This window comes from Clostridium cellulovorans 743B (assembly GCF_000145275.1).
GTDB classification, from domain to species: Bacteria; Bacillota; Clostridia; order Clostridiales; family Clostridiaceae; genus Clostridium_K; species Clostridium_K cellulovorans.
Genome location: NC_014393.1, coordinates 3,716,567 through 3,733,165 on the forward strand (window position 1 = coordinate 3,716,567; position 16,599 = coordinate 3,733,165).

Here is a 16,599-nt window from a genome sequence, read left to right on the forward strand (position 1 = left end):
ATCCTCCTAAAAGTCTATTAAAGTTTTTTTCTTTTATCTAATTCATCGGCAACAGCTATTAAATACTGGCCGTAATTAGTTTTTAAAAGTGGTGCTGCAAGTTCATTAAGCTTTTCTCTAGTTATCCAACCTTTACGATAAGCTATTTCTTCTAAGGAAGCTATATAAGTTCCTTGAGTACTTTGAACTGCTTCTACAAAGTTTGATGCCTTAAGCATTGTTGTATGAGTTCCGGTATCAAGCCATGCCATGCCTCTTCCAAATAAAGTAACATTAAGATTTCCTTCTTCCATATATACTTTATTTAAATCAGTTATTTCAAGTTCGCCTCTAGCAGATGGTTTTAATGCTTTAGATTTTTTTACTACGGAATTATCGTAGAAGTATAATCCTGGAACTGCATATTGAGATTTTGGTACTTCTGGTTTCTCTTCTAATGAAAGAACTTTTCCATCCTTGTCAAATTCAACAACACCATAAGCTTTTGGATCTTGAACATAATATCCAAAAATCATAGCACCTTTTTCTATTGCTGCTGCTTTTTCAAGGTGTTTTGAAAAACTCTGTCCCCAGAAAATATTATCGCCTAAAATTAATGCGACATTATCATCTCCAATAAACTCTTCACCTATTATAAATGCTTCAGCAAGTCCATTTGGCGCTTCTTGTACTGCATAGCTTAATGTTAATCCAAGATCGCTACCATCACCAAATAAAGATTCGAACTGTGGCAAATCTCTTGGAGTTGAGATAATTAAAATTTCTTTTATTCCTGCTAACATCAAAACAGACATTGGATAGTAAATCATTGGCTTGTCATAAATTGGAACCATTTGTTTTGACATAGCCTTCGTTACAGGATACAATCTAGTTCCAGAACCACCAGCAAGTATTATACCTTTCATTTTTACACCACCTATTTCACTCTTTTTTCTTTTCTAAAATTATTAATAAATAATGATAGTCCCCACTTACAGTAAACGCCTAGATAAGTAAGCAAAGTAACTAACATATTGTATTTTTCTCTGTAATGTTTATTATAGAAAATTATCATTGATTGATGAAAAACACCAATCATTTTTGTGCTTTGTTTTTTACTGCTTTCTCCTTTGTAATGAGTTATATAAACTTTAGGATAATAATAATTTATAAATCCTGCCTCTTTAATTCTATAACACCAGTCTATATCTTCTCCATACATAAAAAAACTTTCATCTAAGAGCCCTACTTTATCAATGGCTTCCTTACTTACCATCATAAAGGCTCCTACTAATGAATCAATTTCACTTTCAGTATTCTCGTCAATAAAGGTTGCATTATAACCACCAAAAGCTTTTGACCCCTTAAAAATCTTATCTAACTTAAACAAATAAGTCAATGAGTTCCAAGGCGTTGGAAATCCTCTTTTACACGCTTTATCTAGATTACCATCAGCTTTTACTACTTTGCAACCAAGAGCTCCGATTTTTTTATTTTTGTCCATATGATTTACACATTGTTTTAAAGTATCTTTTGGAACTACAGTGTCTGGGTTTAAGATAAGTACATACCTACTATTCACACACTGCCTAATAGCTAAATTATTGGCTTGTGAAAAACCACCATTGGATTCATTGATAATTAATCTAACCATAGGGAACTCCTCTTTAACCATACTAGGGCTTCCATCACTAGAATTATTATCAACAACCCATACTTCAAAATCTATACCATCTGTATTATCATAAATAGATTTTAAACAATCTCTAAGTAAATCTATAGTGTTATAACTTACAATTACTATAGATAAATCCATCTGTCTTCTCCTATTCTAAGATCATACTCTTTTTCCCAACTATGTATTACAACTGCAATTCAACTGCATTACAACAACTAAGCTGTATGAACTCCAAGTTTTATTAGCCTACTTCAGTTTTATTCATTATATCAAATAATCTTTTTCCATGCAATTTCAACAATAAAAATGGTGTATTTTTATATACACCACTTAAACTTAAAAATTTTCCTTTATTTAATACCTATATAAATATTTAAAAATAGTTAATGAGTATAATTTTACTAATAATCATCTTAATTATCTCACATAAAATTTCTCATCTTTTGTACTAATTATGATGCTTTATCACTAAAACCAGTTATTTTACTAAAACTTTCTTTCATACTTTCAATAATATTATCTTCACCAATCTGAAGTTTTAACATTCCAATATTATTATTACGTATTATCTCATCATAAATTTTATGTTCATTTTCTTCAGAATAAATCCATATAATTACCTTACCGTCTTTTTTATTTTTATTTAAACTTTCATTTATTTTGTTAACATCACTTTCAGATATATTTTCATAAGGTACCTTTAGTATATTTAATCCCAATTCTTTAAAATAATACTCCATTTGGTCCGTTGATAATACAACTGTAATATTTTTAAGCTTAGAACTATTTTTATTAATATCATCAGCTAATGCATCAATTGCTTTCATAGAGTCATTAAAATTATCTTCATAAAAACTTCTATTCTTAGGATCCTTTTCTTCTATAGAAATCTTTATGTTAAAAAGTATTGTTCTCAAGTTTGACAAGCTATAATAAAAATAAGGGTTATCACTATAAGTAGTACCTTGAACAGTTAGTGTATCGTTATAACTTTGAAGTTTTATTCCTCTTGAAATATTTATGCACCCAAGATTTTTAAGCTCGATTTTAGGAATTAATGAATCACTCCATGGTTCATAAGCACTACCAAGGTAAAAAAATAAATCCTTACTGCTTATATTACTTATTGTGTCTTCTGTATACTTAAAATCTGTATGAGGAACATCATCATAAAAAATACTTTCAATATCATGCCTATCCTTTGTAATATATCGCACAAGATTTTTTGAAATATTATTAGTTGTCATAATATCTAAAACAGGCTGTTTATCCTCATAAGTTATCCCCGTCTCAACTTCAACTGTATTCCGCTTACATCCATATAAACAAGTACAAATAACCAATGCTATTGCAAGAGCTAGGATTCTTTTCAAAACATTCACCTCTATTCTTATCAATTACATTATAGAATCTAGTAACTGTTTTGTATACCCTTTACATAAATTAAAGTATACTTTTCTTTTTATAATTTATGCTTTAAAATGATTGTATATAAAAAAATGCTTTTTATCTAAATATTTTTGAGGTGATATATATGGATATCATAACTAATAATGTAGCCGACACACTGAGCCTTGGTGAAAAAATAGGTAACCTCGCAAGGTCTGGCGATATTATTTGCATCAATGGAGATCTTGGTACAGGTAAAACCCATTTAACTAAGGGTATCGCCAAAGGCTTATCCATTGACGAACATATAACTAGTCCTACTTTTAATATAGTTAACGAATATGAAGGAAGATTAAAATTTTATCATTTTGATGTTTATAGAGTTAACGATCCTGATGAAATCTATGCCATAGGTTTTGATGAATATATATTTTCAGATGGAGTTTCAGTAATTGAATGGTCAAATTACATAAACGAATTAATTCCAAAAGAACATATAGATATTACTATAGAAAAACTTACTGACATGGGTGATGATTATAGAAAAATATCTATTACTTACGAAGGCAGCAAATATGATTATTTAAAGGAGATTAATATATGAAAGTTTTAGCTGTGGACTCTTCTAGCGAATGTGCCTCAGTTGCAATAATTGATGATAATAGATTACTAGGAGAAATAACATACAATTATAAAAAACAGCATTCAGTTATCATGATGGAAATGATTGATACAATTCTAAAGAATACATCTATGACCGTCAAAGATATAGATGGCTTCGTCGTCTCAAAAGGCCCTGGTTCATTCACAGGACTTAGAATTGGTATGGCATCTGTTAAAGGCCTTGCACAAGGAACTAAAAAGCCTATGATAAGCATATCTTCTTTGGATGCTTTAGCTTATAATCTGGCTTATACTGAAGGAATTCTTTGTCCAATCTTTGATGCTCTTAGAAACAATGTTTATACAGCTTTATATCATTTTGATGGAGTAAAACTTATTAGATTAACCGATTATTTAAATTTATCGGTGGATGAACTTGTAGTTCTTCTAAAAGAAAAAAATGATAAGGTTACTTTTATAGGCGATGATGTATATAAATTCAAAGAGAAACTTTTATCAGTAACTAATTGTAACTTTGCTCCTCGCAATTTAAATGCTACCAGGGCTTCTTCTCTTGGGGAACTTGGTCAAATTTCACTACAAGCGGGGATAAGTGATGATTTAATAACTGTAGCACCACTTTATATAAGAAATTCTCAAGCGGAAAATGAATATGAAGCTAGGAACGGTAAGTCTGTATATGAAGATTAATATAGTACCTTTTGAAAGCAAACATTTAGATAGAGTATACTATATAGAAACCCTTAGCTTTGCAGTTCCTTGGGATAAAGCTTCTCTTGCGGCAGAACTTCAAAATTCTGTTGCCGACTATCTAATTGCAGTGATAGATGACGTTGCTGTAGGTTATGTTGGGGTTTGGAGAATCTTAGGTGAAGGACATATTACAAATATAGCAGTAGACCCTCAATTTAGAGGACTTGGAATTGGCTCCTTACTTCTTAAAGCTCTTATAGCTTTAATGAAAACTAAAAATATTTTTGAGCTTACCTTAGAGGTAAGAGCTTCAAATTATAGAGCCCAAAATTTATATAAAAAATTCGGTTTCAAAGAAGAAGGAAGAAGGCCTAAATATTATAGTGATAATGACGAAGATGCCATTATCATGTGGAATAGAAAAATCTAAAAACACAGGCTTTTGCCTGTGTTTTTAGATTAAAAGTTGCATTTGTCTTTGAGGGTTTCATTATATATTGTGTGAAAGCTTTTATTAATTATCCATGATTTAATAAAAACTTATCTTCTCTATCATAAAATTCCCTATGATAGAGTTCTTTTATTCACTTGAACTTTTTTATGATATCTTCTTTTTGCTAACCATAGTAGCTTCCCTATTAATAAGCCCTGAAACTCTCTTATATACCAAAACAGTTACAAGAGAAACTAGTCCACCTTTTATCAGATTAAAAGGTACTATTCCAGTAATAAGATACGTTGTTACATAATCACTTTCCTTTAATGCTGGCATAAAAGCACTATATAAAGGTACTAGAATAAAATAATTTGCTAATACTCCCGCTATAGTCATTGATATAGTTCCAACAACTAATGAGATAATTGCAGTTTTTCTATCTCTATTCTTTCTATACATTATACCTGCTGGTATAACTATAGCTGCTCCCATAATTAAATTTGCAAGTTCTCCAATTCCACCTGTTCCACTTCCTTTTATAAAGAATATAACAAGGATTTTTAATGCTTCAATAATCACACCAACAACAGGTCCAAAAGCAAAAGCTCCTATTAAGGCAGGTACTCCACTAAAATCAATCTTAAGCCACGCAAAAGCTGGTAGTATTGGTAACTCGAAATACATAAGCACTGCTCCAAAGGCTGCTAATAAAGAAATCTTGGTCATCATAACTCTGTTTTTAAAATATTTTTCCATTTTAACTCCTCCTCGAGATTATACCTTCATGGAGAACTGCAGAGAATCAAAAAAGCCCTGATTTTAAAAAATCAGGGCTCATAAATTCTAAGACATTTCAACCTTCTTCCATCCAGACTTTACTGTCGGCTTCGGAATCTCACCGAATCGTGCCATTTACGGCTTGCGGGCTTTACCGCCGGTGGGGAATTACACCCCGCCCTGAAGATATTACTTTTTATATCATTATAGTATACTTTGTTTAAAATTGCAATATTCCTTTTTTATCGTAAATTTAGAATGAAAATTTAAATATTTATCATAGAATTAAGAACTACAATTCTATTAAGCGTCATAAATATTTCTATTTTATTTCATAATTTATTGCTTCTTATTCTCCAAACTTCATTGAAAGAGCAATTCTTCTTCTCTTTTCATCAACCTCTAGAATTTTAACATCGATAATATCTCCTACCTTAACCACATCTAAAGGATGCTTAACAAAAGAATTTCTCATTTCACTCTTATGTACTAACCCATCTTGATGAACTCCTATATCTACAAAGGCACCAAAATCTGCAACATTTCTTACAGTACCCTTTAAAACCATACCTGGTTTTAAATCTGAAAGTTCAATTACTCCAGACTTTAATATTGGCTTTGGCATATCTTCTCTTGGATCTCTTCCTGGCTTTTTAAGTTCTTTTATTATATCCAATAAAGTAGGAACTCCAATGCCAAGACCTTCACTTAACTTTTCTATTGTCTTTTCTTTGACTTTTGAATCTATATCTTGAATCCTTCTCTCATTCACCTGATCTATAGTATATCCCAAAAGTTCTAAAAGCTTTTTCGTAGCATCATATGATTCTGGATGTACAGAAGTATTATCTAAAAGTTCTTTACTCTCTGGAACTCTTAAAAAACCTGCACATTGCTCATAAGCCTTAGGTCCTAGCCTTTTAACCTTTAAAATTTCCTTTCTACTTGAAAACTTACCATTTTCATTTCTATAGTCTACAATATTTTGTGCTATAGTTGAATTAATTCCAGAAACATAACTTAAAAGTGATGGAGTCGCAGTGTTTAGATCTACACCCACATTGTTAACAGAATCCTCAACAACACCTTTTAAAGATTCATCTAACTTTTTCGGGGTTACATCATGCTGATACTGTCCTACCCCTATTGATTTTGGATCTATCTTTACTAGTTCAGCCATTGGATCTTGCATTCTTCTTCCTATAGATATAGCTCCTCTTATAGATACATTTATATCTGGATATTCCTTTGATGCTAATTCAGATGCTGAATAAACAGAAGCTCCTGCTTCGTTAACAATAACATAGTAAATCTCTTTTCCTATTTCATTTTTTACTTCTTTTAGCAACTCAGCAATAATTTCTTCTGATTCCCTACTAGCAGTTCCATTTCCAAGTGAAATAACATCCACATCATGCTTAAGAATTAATTCTTTTAGTTTAGCCTTTTCTTCTTGCAGCCCTTCTTTACCTTTACTAGTAACATAAGCCGTATGAGTATCCAAAATCTTTCCTGTTTCATCTAAAACAGCTATTTTACATCCTGTTCTAAAACCTGGGTCAAAACCTAAAACAGTCTTTCCTTTTATAGGTGCTTGCATCAAAAGAGCTTTAAGATTTTCCTTAAATATTTTTATAGCTCCCTCTTCACCTTTTTCAGTTAAAGTACTTCTTATTTCTCTTTCAATAGACGGATATATAAGTCTTTTTAAACTATCTCTTATAGCTTCCATTACATAGCCATCTGTAACAGTATTATTCTTAAGCTCTCTATTATTTAAATAAGTTATTATTTTCTCTTCATCAGATACAACCTTTATAGAAATAACCTTATCCTTTTCACCTCTATTTATCGCCAAAATTCTATGAGGTGGCATCTTCTTAACTTCTTCTTTATAATCATAGTACATCTCATAGGTTGTTGGCTCGTCACTATCTCCAGTAGTTTCTACTATACCATTTTTATAAACAAAATCACGAATCCACTTTCTATGCTCAGCGTTATCAGAAATTTTTTCGGCAATGATATCTAAAGCCCCTTGAATGGCTTCTTCTTCACTATTAACACCTTTTTCTTCATTTATAAACTCTGCTGCCTTTAATCTTACATCAGCTTTAAAATCACCACTATAAAGAATATCTGCCAAAGATTCTAAACCTTTCTCTACAGCTATTGTTGCCCTTGTTCTCTTTTTTTGTTTATATGGTCTATATAAATCCTCAACTTCTGCTTGTGTTTTTGCATTATCTATAGCTTCTTTTAGTTCCAAAGTAAGCTTTCCTTGCTCTTCTATAGACTTTATTACAGCTGCTTTTCTTTCCTGCAAATTTGTTAAATATATTAATCTCTCATAGAAATTTCTTAGAACTTCATCGGATAAGCCGCCTGTTCTTTCCTTTCTATATCTAGCTATAAACGGTACAGTAGCACCTTCATTAAGCATCTCTATAACATTTTCTACAATCTCTTTTTTTAAATTCAACTCTGAACTTAGAGCTTCAACTATCATTTATTTTACCTCCACAATCTAGTCCTTATAAAATACAGAGCAGTAAACTACTACACTAAACAACAGTCTAGATTGTTTAGTGTAGTAGTCATGATTTTATCTTTTATTTTCGTCACTATGTAAATATCCTTTTATAAATACATCAAGTTCCCCATCCATAACCTTATAGACATCATTTACTTGAATATTAGTTCTATGATCCTTAACCATTGTATATGGATGAAAAACATAAGATCTTATTTGGCTTCCCCAACCCATATCCTTTAAATCACCAGTTAAATCTTCTATCTTTTCCTTATGAGCTCTTTCTTTAAGTTCAACCAATTTTGACTTTAGCATATTTAACGCAGTTTCTCTATTTTGTATTTGACTTCTTTCATTTTGACATTGAACTACGATTCCTGTTGGAATATGTGTAATTCTTATAGCAGATTCTGTTTTATTAACATGCTGTCCACCTGCACCACTTGCTCTATATGTATCCACCTTTAAATCAGATGGATTTATCTCAACATTCTGATCTTGCCTAAGTTCTGGGGTAACTTCTAAGGATGCAAAAGAAGTTTGACGTTTTCCATTTGCATTGAATGGAGATATTCTAACTAATCTATGTATTCCCTTTTCAGCTTTTAAATAACCATAGGCATATAAACCTGTTACCTTCAAAGTTGCACTCTTAATTCCTGCTTCATCACCAACTTGTAAATCCAATGTCTCAACATTAAAAGCTTTTTTCTCACACCACCTAGTGTACATTCTAAGAAGCATTTCAGTCCAATCCATAGCATCAGTTCCACCAACACCTGAATGAAGAGTTACTATTGCATTATTAGTATCATATTCACCAGATAACATCAATTCTAATCTGAGATTTTCTACAGAATCACTGAGTGTTGAAATCTCATTGTACACTTCTGTAACTAAGGAGCTATCATTTTCTTCGATAGCCATCTCAATAAGAACTTTTATATCCTCTACGGAACTTTGAAAATTATTATACAAATCTATTCTATCTTTTATTCCTTTAGCCCTAGCTGTAACACTTTGCGCTCTTTCTAAATTATCCCAAAAACCACTCTCCTGCATACTTCCTTCAAGTTCTTCAAGTGTTAATGTTAATTTGGGAATGTCAAAGTAAAGCCCCCATTTCCTCTATAGTTTTTGATAGTTCCTTTATATCACTATTAGCTTTATCTAACTCTATCACTATTCTTCACTCCTTTAAATTTACTTATCGTTTTAAAAGGGTATTGAAATCAATGTTCACCCATCAGTAATGTGCATTCTTATATATTATATAAATATTCCGTTTTCTGTATACACATACACATACACATACACATACACATACACATACACATACACATGATTATAGCATTAAAAAATAGTAATTGAAAACCTATTAATTTTCTATTATATAAATTTAAGTCCACTTATTATCGACCATTCCATAGGAAATACAGACTCACCCAAGGGTATATTAATGTATCTATTGATTATATATTATAATATTGAATTTTAATACAAGTGAGGCATAAAATCGTGAAAACTTAATTACTCTATGATAGAATTAATATGTATAAATGTTATATTTTTACTTTATAGATCAATCATCCAAATAACTATCTCTAAGTAAGGATAAAATAATATACTCTCCTTATTTCTACCAACAATTAAATTTTACTTTTGCTAGGAAGTGGTGAAGTTTATGAACAAAGCGACTATAAGAACTCAAACAGAAGTACGTTATAATTGGGTCGATGCACTGAAATTCCTTGGAATATTTGCTATCTATCTAGGGCACTTTGAGAAAGCAGCAGGATTTTCTTTCAAATTTGTTTTTACATATCATGTTCCACTTTTTTTCTTTATATCAGGATTCTTTGCTATATCAAAAAAAGAAATTACTTTTCTAAGCTTTTTAAAGAAAAAACTAAATACATTAATCATACCTTATTTCGTATTTAGTTTTATCAGTGTACTAGTCATCACTGTTAGGTCAAACTTAACAGCTAAAGCTGTCCAAGAAAATATTATTAAGGTTTTATTTGGAATACGGAATAATCTACCTGCTGGAAGCTTATGGTTTATCCCATGCTTATTTGTTGTTAGCATTACCTATCATTTATTACTAAAAACAATAAAAAATAAATATGTCGTATTATTTATTTGTCTTTTATTGTTTGTTGTTTACGAAAAACTTTTGCCCAAAACCCCATCATGGTTTTTCAATATTGATAGTTCAGCAAGATATATTATTTATTATGCAATTGGTGCAATTGCCTTCCCTATTATTAATAACTTTAAATTAAACCAACTGAAGCATTATCAAAAATTTTTATTTTTTACTGTTAGTACGCTAGCTATATTTTACACTGCATTAATTTACTTTCAAAAATACTCGATTTTTGACCCATTTCTCATATCACTTGGGAAAATAAGCATATTTCGTCTAGTAATCCGAGCACTAATTATTATTTATGTGAACATCCTCTTATGTAACATATTTACAAAATTTAGATTGTGCAATAATATAGGAAAAAATACACTATTTTTATGCGGTAATGAAGCTATTATAAAACTTTTATTGCCTGAGTGTTTAAACCTTATTGGGCTTAAACTTAATCTAGCTACACCTTTAACTACATATATTTATACTTTTATACTTCTAATAATTGCTTACTATATTTTAATACCTTTCGAAAAAAAGCTTTTCCAAAAAATTCTTGGTATATTCTAGAAAACTACGATAGTTTTGCAAACATATATGATTAAAAAGGTATGTCTCTAGATGCCTTGATTGGCACTTAAGACATACCTTTTATTCTATTAATTATAACTTTTCTACTTAAATGAAGTATACATGATATTTAAAATAGTATTTTCACTTTATGCCATTCTTCCACAACAATTTTTGTATTTCTTTCCTGATCCACATGGGCAAGGATCATTTCTTCCAATCTTATCTTCTTCTCTTTTGATTGGACCTTGAGGCTCAGATGATTGATTTGTTGAAGTTTCAACAGCAACCTTTTCTCTTTCTTCAGGAGCTCTTTGAACTTGAATGTGGAACAAGTATTTAGTAGTCTCTTCTTTGATTGCGTAAATCATCTCATCAAACATTGCACTACCTTCAAATTGATATGCTTGAGTAGGATCTTGTTGCTTATAAGCACGAAGACCTATATATTGTTTTAAGTGATCCATGCTATCAATATGATCCATCCATTTTGTATCTACGACTTTTAGCAGAATAACTCTTTCTATTTCTCTCATTTGTTCACCAAATTCTGCTTCTTTTATATCATAGTATCTTGCAAGAGCAACTTTAAGCTTATCTTTAAGTTCTTCATCGTTAAGTTCATTTATATCCTCAACCTCGATAACTCCTTGTGGAAGATATAAATCATGAATAACAGCTAAAAGCTTCGCTATATCAGCATCTCTATCGTCAGATGCAGTTCCAAGATGTGCTTCAACTTGAGCATCAACAACTTCATTAACCATTTCCAAAATGTGTTCTTTAATATTTTCACCTTCAAGAACTCTTGATCTTTCTTCATAGATAATCTCTCTTTGAAGATTCATTACATCATCATATTTGATAAGTGATTTTCTTACGTCAAAGTTATTTCCTTCAACCTTCTTTTGTGCACTTTCTATAGCTTTAGAAACCATCTTGCTTTCTATTGCTTCATCATCTTCAAGTCCTAATGTTTCAACCATAGATTTAATTCTGTCAGAACCGAAAATTCTCATTAAATCATCTTCTAAAGATACATAGAATCTTGATTCACCAGCATCACCTTGACGACCAGCACGACCTCTTAACTGGTTATCTATTCTTCTAGATTCATGTCTTTCAGTACCTATAATTTTTAGGCCACCTAAATCTAAAATACCATCTCCAAGTTTAATGTCAGTACCTCTACCAGCCATGTTTGTAGCAATTGTTACCATTCCACGTTCTCCAGCATGTGAAATGATTTCTGCTTCTTTTTCATGATATTTAGCATTAAGTACCTGATGTGGAACACCTTTCTTTCTAAGTAAAGAAGATAATAATTCTGATTTTTCAATACTTACAGTACCAACAAGCATTGGTTGACCTTTTTTATATGTTTCTTCAATTTCGTTTACTACTGCAAGGAATTTGCCCATCTCTGTCTTATATACTAAATCTGGTTGATCTATTCTTTGTACTGGTCTATTTGTTGGAATTAATACAACATCAAGACCGTAAATTTCTCTGAATTCGATTTCTTCTGTTTGAGCCGTTCCTGTCATACCAGAAAGTTTGGTGTACATTCTGAAGTAATTTTGGTAAGTAATAGTAGCTAACGTTTTGGATTCTTTTTGAACCTTAACGCCTTCTTTAGCTTCAATAGCTTGATGAAGTCCATCGCTATATCTTCTACCTTCCATAACTCTTCCTGTAAATTCGTCAACTATCATAACTTCTTCTTCACGAACTAAGTAATCTACTCCTTCTTTCATGATATAGTTAGCTTTTAAAGCTTGAACTGTATGATGTTGAATATGCATATTTTCAGCATCAGCATAATTTTCTAAATGATAGAATTTTTCTGCCTTTTGAACGCCTTCATCAGTTAAAAGTACTGCTTTTGTCTTTTCATCTAAAGTGAAATCCGCTTCAGTTCTTAAACTCTTTGCAAAATAATCTGCAACTTTATAGAAATCTGTAGATTTATCACCTTGACCTGAAATTATAAGCGGTGTTCTCGCTTCATCTATTAAAATTGAGTCAACTTCGTCGACAATAGCATAATTTAGACCTCTTTGCACTCTTTCTTCCTTATAAACCACCATATTATCTCTTAGGTAGTCAAAGCCTAATTCACTATTAGTTCCATAAGTTATATCACAATTATAAGCTTCTCTTCTCTCATCGTTATTTAAATTGTGTAAAATAACCCCAGTTCTTAAGCCTAAAAACTCGAAAACTTGACCCATCTCATCTTTATCTCTTTTTGCTAGGTAATCATTAACAGTAACTATATGTACCCCTTTACCTGCTAACGCATTTAAGTATGCTGGTAATGTAGCTACAAGCGTTTTACCTTCACCTGTTTTCATTTCTGATATTCTGCCTTGGTGAAGAACAATTCCACCAATGAGCTGAACTTTATACGGCTTAAGACCTATTGCTCTATATGCACCTTCTCTACAAACAGCAAAAGCTTCTACCAGTATATCATCTAAGGTTTCACCCTTTGAAAGTCTTTCCTTAAATTCTTCAGTTTTATTTCTTAACTCCTCGTCGCTAAGACTCCCCATCTGAGACTCTAAAGCCATGATTTTATCTGCAACAGGAATTATTCTTTTGACTTCTCTGTCGCTATAAGTTCCGAAAATTTTGCTCATTAATCCCATTTATAAATCCTCACCAATCTTTAATTTTAGTTTATAGATTAAATTATAACACTTTACTAACTTGTATTTCAATTAATATGATTTTTTTTTAATAATTTATTATAATTTGTTAAAAAACAAAAAAATAGGCAACTTATAGTCACCTATTTTTCTATATTCTTATTATTTTCATTTCTTTAATTTATTATTAGTCAAATTCTGGTTCAATTAAACCAAAATTCCCATCTTTTCTTTTATATACAACATTCACTTCACTTGTTTCGTCATCCATAAATACGAAGAAATTATGTCCTAGAAGCTCCATTTGTAAAACTGCTTCCTCAGCGTTCATAGGTTTGATTGCAAATCTCTTTGTTTTAACTATCTTGCTTTCTTCCTCTACTTCAGTAGCTGCTAGTTCCCCCTTTGATAATGCATCATAAAATCTTAGAGAATCAGCATATTTTTGTTTTGAAAGCTTAGTCTTATTTTTTCTCATTTGCCCTTCTAATTTATCAATAACTAGGTCAATTGAAGCATACATGCTTTCCGTAGCTTCTTCACCTCTTAAAATAACATTTTTAAGTGGGATAGTAACTTCTATCACCTGTAATTTTCTTTCAACACTTAATGTTACATGAGCTGTATAATCCTTTTCTAGATACTTGTCCAACTTTGACAGTTTCTTTTCAACTGCTTCTTTTAAAGCTGGAGTTACCTCGATGTTTTTACCTGTTATTTTTGTTTTCATAATATCAGCTCCTTCATAATTCTGTTTCTTCTTTTTTATTATTATATTTAAGTTATGATTTAATTTTAACCTGGAGCATTGATTATTTCAAATCAAGTTTTCTTTATTTTCTGAATATTTTATCTATTTAGCTTGTCCTATCTGCATAAAGCTAACTCGTTTTTAATACTATGAACGTTTACAAAAAACTACGTAAATGATATACTTACATCATACGGACATTTTTAGAATTACTTTATATGAGAGAATAGGGTACTAGCAGAAGATTATGAAATATATTTTTACATACTTCTCTGCTGGTATCCTTTATATTTTATGCCTCTAAGTTTAGGATATGCCCCCTAACCTAATACATATTTCCTTATGTTTATACTCCCTTATATAAATTCCAATATTGAAAATTCATCAGAACTCTATAGCAATATTGAGAAATCAATATAACCTGTGAAAATTCTTTATCGCAACTTATATCTTATATATTTTGTAAAATAAAAAAACAGCCTTACTAAGCTGCTTTAATTCTCAAAATATATTAAGTTAGCTGACCTGGTCTTTGACCCCACACTCGCCTGCTGGAGTTTTTGCTACCCGGATTATCCTCTCACTACTAACCCTCTCGTATACATTACGGCAGGACTTACTTCTAAGCCGCACCATGCTCATTAAATCTTTGTTTAACTTACGTGGATCGTTTCGCCTGCGACTGGCATCGACTTTCAACCACAGACCTAACTCAACATATTAATTATATATGACTTTTACAAAGTGTCAATAGCTTAATTTTTTTAGCGCCTGCACTTTTTAACTGCTGATAACAGCAATATGAGGTTGCACCAGTGGTTACAACATCATCAACTATTAAAATATTTTTATTAGCTATACTATCTTTATACTTTTCATTTATCTCGAAAGCCCCTTGAAGGTTGCTCCATCTATTCATTCCATCAAGCCCAATCTGGTCCTTTACTCCTTTAACTTTTACAATCAACTCCATAACTTTTACCTTTTTATTTTCACCTAAAATTCTTGCAAGAATTTCGCCTTGGTTAAAGCCTCTTTTTAAATAATCAGTTTTGTACATAGGAACAAAAGTTATGATATCATAAATTTCTTCATATCTTTCATAATATTTATAAAGTAAATAGCCTAGAGTTTCCCCTGAAGAAAAATCTTTCTTATATTTAAAGTTAAGAATTAACTCCTTCATAGCATAGCTATAATAGCTTACACTTCTACATTCTAATTCTTCTTTAATAAAAAACTCATCTTTACAAATCGGGATTTTATTTACACACTCCTGGCACAAACTTATACCTTCAACAGCTTCATTATCACAAATAATACAACTTAGCTTTGAAGGATATATCACATATAATACCGAATTCAATATATATTTTATAAATGAAGTAAGCCTAAATTCCATGCATCCTTATTAAAATTACGAGTTATTTCCTTTGTCTCCTCTATAGCATCAGTATTTCGATTAACTAAAAAAACAACTTCGCTATTCCTTTCTCTATCAATACTACTTACTTTTCCACAAAAGAATAAAAGCTTTTTAGAATCATATATGATTCCTGCACAATTATGAACCAATATATCCATAGGATATATATCATAATTTAAAACATCCATATTCTCTGTAACGATTATCTTTTTTTTCACATTAGGAAACTCTAAAAAATCTCTATTATCTTTTGAAAAAAAATAAATATTGCTAGTTAGTTTGTTTTTGATAGTTTTAAGATAGTTATAAATGTACTCCTTTGTACTTGTATCAGTAGTAAAAAGAACTACATTCCTATTCATTTCCATAGACCACTTTAAATATTCATATTCACTAAAACATATTTCTTTTTCTGTATTTATCCTAGTTAAAACTACTCTTGGCTCAACTAATGGATTATTGTCTTTATAATATGGAATATATACACTTTCCTTTGTATTAAATATTTCCTTCGTCGAAAAAGCTATAAGTTTTTTATCTTTATTTATATATCTATTCAACAAAGTTAATATTTCTTTACCTGAATAAGGTGAATAACAAGAAACATCGTCATATATTATTAAATCAAAGTTATTTTCTAAATTACTAGCCCCTACATAGCTAGTAAATACAATTGACGCCTTTAAACTCTTAGAATCACTGCTGAAGTCAAAATAAGAATATCCTCTAAAGTCAGTATTATCCTTTATAAATTTCATCATAGCAATTTTATATTTATTCTCTTCAGTAATATAAAGTACGCTTTTATTATTCTCAATAAATGTGAATATAATATTAGAAAACAAATCACAACTATTATATGGTACTGTTATGACATTTAACAAATTTTCTTTTCCATTTCCAAAAGCTGAGATTTTCTCGCTAAAGGATCTCCATTTCATCA

Annotated in this window: 14 protein-coding genes and 1 riboswitch; of the genes, 4 read left to right on the top strand and 10 right to left on the bottom strand. The window is 30.7% G+C overall.

From position 1 onward, the window contains the following. Nucleotides 1-17 precede the first annotated feature (17 nt). The 3 genes from rfbA to CLOCEL_RS15155 all read right to left on the bottom strand — a co-directional run bounded on the left by rfbA (nt 18) and on the right by CLOCEL_RS15155 (nt 3,039). Nucleotides 18-905, bottom strand: coding sequence for a glucose-1-phosphate thymidylyltransferase RfbA (gene rfbA / locus CLOCEL_RS15145; protein ID WP_010075810.1), 888 nt, complete (start codon nt 903-905; stop codon nt 18-20). Between the two features lie 11 nt (nt 906-916). Then, nucleotides 917-1,795, bottom strand: a complete 879-nt coding sequence (locus CLOCEL_RS15150; protein ID WP_010075811.1) for a glycosyltransferase family 2 protein — start codon at nt 1,793-1,795, stop codon at nt 917-919. Between the two features lie 314 nt (nt 1,796-2,109). Continuing rightward, entirely contained in the window at nt 2,110-3,039 is a 930-nt protein-coding gene (locus CLOCEL_RS15155; RefSeq protein ID WP_242655169.1) for a metal ABC transporter substrate-binding protein, read from the bottom strand. Between the two features lie 152 nt (nt 3,040-3,191). Between CLOCEL_RS15155 and tsaE the strand changes: the two genes are divergently transcribed. The 3 genes from tsaE to rimI are packed head-to-tail and all read left to right on the top strand — an operon-like array spanning nt 3,192 to nt 4,793. Continuing rightward, complete coding sequence (tsaE, locus tag CLOCEL_RS15160) at nt 3,192-3,650, top strand: tRNA (adenosine(37)-N6)-threonylcarbamoyltransferase complex ATPase subunit type 1 TsaE (protein WP_010075813.1); 459 nt, start codon at nt 3,192-3,194, stop codon at nt 3,648-3,650. After that, a complete protein-coding gene (gene tsaB, locus CLOCEL_RS15165; RefSeq protein ID WP_010075814.1) occupies nt 3,647-4,360 on the top strand; it encodes a tRNA (adenosine(37)-N6)-threonylcarbamoyltransferase complex dimerization subunit type 1 TsaB in 714 nt (237 codons plus the stop codon). Before tsaE ends, tsaB begins: the two co-directional genes overlap by 4 nt. Beyond that, nucleotides 4,350-4,793: a ribosomal protein S18-alanine N-acetyltransferase gene (gene rimI / locus CLOCEL_RS15170; RefSeq protein WP_010075815.1), complete on the top strand. Its 444-nt coding sequence runs from the start codon at nt 4,350-4,352 to the stop codon at nt 4,791-4,793. The genes tsaB and rimI overlap by 11 nt, the downstream gene beginning before the upstream one ends. 168 nt (nt 4,794-4,961) lie before the next feature. On the opposite strand, the gene CLOCEL_RS15175 is transcribed toward rimI, so the two are convergent. From CLOCEL_RS15175 to prfB, 3 genes are all read right to left on the bottom strand, one after another. Next, complete coding sequence (locus tag CLOCEL_RS15175) at nt 4,962-5,555, bottom strand: ECF transporter S component (protein ID WP_010075816.1); 594 nt, start codon at nt 5,553-5,555, stop codon at nt 4,962-4,964. 96 nt (nt 5,556-5,651) lie between these two features. Beyond that, nucleotides 5,652-5,768, bottom strand: a riboswitch (FMN riboswitch). A 157-nt stretch (nt 5,769-5,925) separates the two neighbouring features. Then, nucleotides 5,926-8,085: a Tex family protein gene (locus CLOCEL_RS15180; RefSeq protein WP_010075817.1), complete on the bottom strand. Its 2,160-nt coding sequence runs from the start codon at nt 8,083-8,085 to the stop codon at nt 5,926-5,928. 96 nt (nt 8,086-8,181) lie between these two features. Then, nucleotides 8,182-9,295, bottom strand: a protein-coding gene (gene prfB / locus CLOCEL_RS15185) for a peptide chain release factor 2 (protein WP_242655279.1) whose coding sequence is annotated in 2 segments (ribosomal slippage) — nt 8,182-9,216 and nt 9,218-9,295 — 1,113 coding nt in all. Because the reading frame shifts where the segments join, the coding sequence is not laid out codon by codon here. A gap of 498 nt (nt 9,296-9,793) precedes the next feature. Here prfB and CLOCEL_RS15190 point away from each other — a divergent pair. Next, complete coding sequence (locus tag CLOCEL_RS15190; RefSeq protein ID WP_010075819.1) at nt 9,794-10,825, top strand: acyltransferase family protein; 1,032 nt, start codon at nt 9,794-9,796, stop codon at nt 10,823-10,825. A gap of 149 nt (nt 10,826-10,974) precedes the next feature. Here CLOCEL_RS15190 and secA read toward each other — a convergent pair whose 3' ends face one another. The 4 genes from secA to CLOCEL_RS15210 form a co-directional block, all read right to left on the bottom strand. Next, the gene (gene secA / locus CLOCEL_RS15195; protein WP_010075820.1) at nt 10,975-13,479 is read right to left on the bottom strand and encodes a preprotein translocase subunit SecA; all 2,505 of its coding nucleotides are present in this window, start codon (nt 13,477-13,479) and stop codon (nt 10,975-10,977) included. Nucleotides 13,480-13,666: 187 nt separating this feature from the next. Then, nucleotides 13,667-14,209: a ribosome hibernation-promoting factor, HPF/YfiA family gene (hpf, locus tag CLOCEL_RS15200; protein ID WP_010075821.1), complete on the bottom strand. Its 543-nt coding sequence runs from the start codon at nt 14,207-14,209 to the stop codon at nt 13,667-13,669. A 745-nt stretch (nt 14,210-14,954) separates the two neighbouring features. Continuing rightward, nucleotides 14,955-15,632, bottom strand: a complete 678-nt coding sequence (locus CLOCEL_RS15205; RefSeq protein ID WP_010075822.1) for a ComF family protein — start codon at nt 15,630-15,632, stop codon at nt 14,955-14,957. Further along, nucleotides 15,605-16,597 carry a hypothetical protein gene (locus CLOCEL_RS15210; RefSeq protein ID WP_010075823.1) on the bottom strand — a complete coding sequence of 331 codons (993 nt, stop codon included), beginning with the start codon at nt 16,595-16,597 and terminating at the stop codon, nt 15,605-15,607. The genes CLOCEL_RS15205 and CLOCEL_RS15210 overlap by 28 nt, the downstream gene beginning before the upstream one ends. Between the last annotated feature and the right edge of the window lie 2 nt (nt 16,598-16,599).

Bases quoted from the DNA above. Each gene is read 5' to 3' on its own strand.
- CLOCEL_RS15150 (WP_010075811.1), bottom strand. From the start codon at position 1,795: ATGGATTTATCTATAGTAATTGTAAGTTATAACACTATAGATTTACTT.
- tsaB (WP_010075814.1), top strand. From the start codon at position 3,647: ATGAAAGTTTTAGCTGTGGACTCTTCTAGCGAATGTGCCTCAGTTGCA.
- rfbA (WP_010075810.1), bottom strand. From the start codon at position 905: ATGAAAGGTATAATACTTGCTGGTGGTTCTGGAACTAGATTGTATCCT.
- tsaE (WP_010075813.1), top strand. From the start codon at position 3,192: ATGGATATCATAACTAATAATGTAGCCGACACACTGAGCCTTGGTGAA.
- secA (WP_010075820.1), bottom strand. From the start codon at position 13,479: ATGGGATTAATGAGCAAAATTTTCGGAACTTATAGCGACAGAGAAGTC.
- hpf (WP_010075821.1), bottom strand. From the start codon at position 14,209: ATGAAAACAAAAATAACAGGTAAAAACATCGAGGTAACTCCAGCTTTA.
- CLOCEL_RS15190 (WP_010075819.1), top strand. From the start codon at position 9,794: ATGAACAAAGCGACTATAAGAACTCAAACAGAAGTACGTTATAATTGG.
- rimI (WP_010075815.1), top strand. From the start codon at position 4,350: ATGAAGATTAATATAGTACCTTTTGAAAGCAAACATTTAGATAGAGTA.
- CLOCEL_RS15205 (WP_010075822.1), bottom strand. From the start codon at position 15,632: ATGGAATTTAGGCTTACTTCATTTATAAAATATATATTGAATTCGGTA.
- CLOCEL_RS15180 (WP_010075817.1), bottom strand. From the start codon at position 8,085: ATGATAGTTGAAGCTCTAAGTTCAGAGTTGAATTTAAAAAAAGAGATT.
- CLOCEL_RS15210 (WP_010075823.1), bottom strand. From the start codon at position 16,597: ATGAAATGGAGATCCTTTAGCGAGAAAATCTCAGCTTTTGGAAATGGA.
- CLOCEL_RS15175 (WP_010075816.1), bottom strand. From the start codon at position 5,555: ATGGAAAAATATTTTAAAAACAGAGTTATGATGACCAAGATTTCTTTA.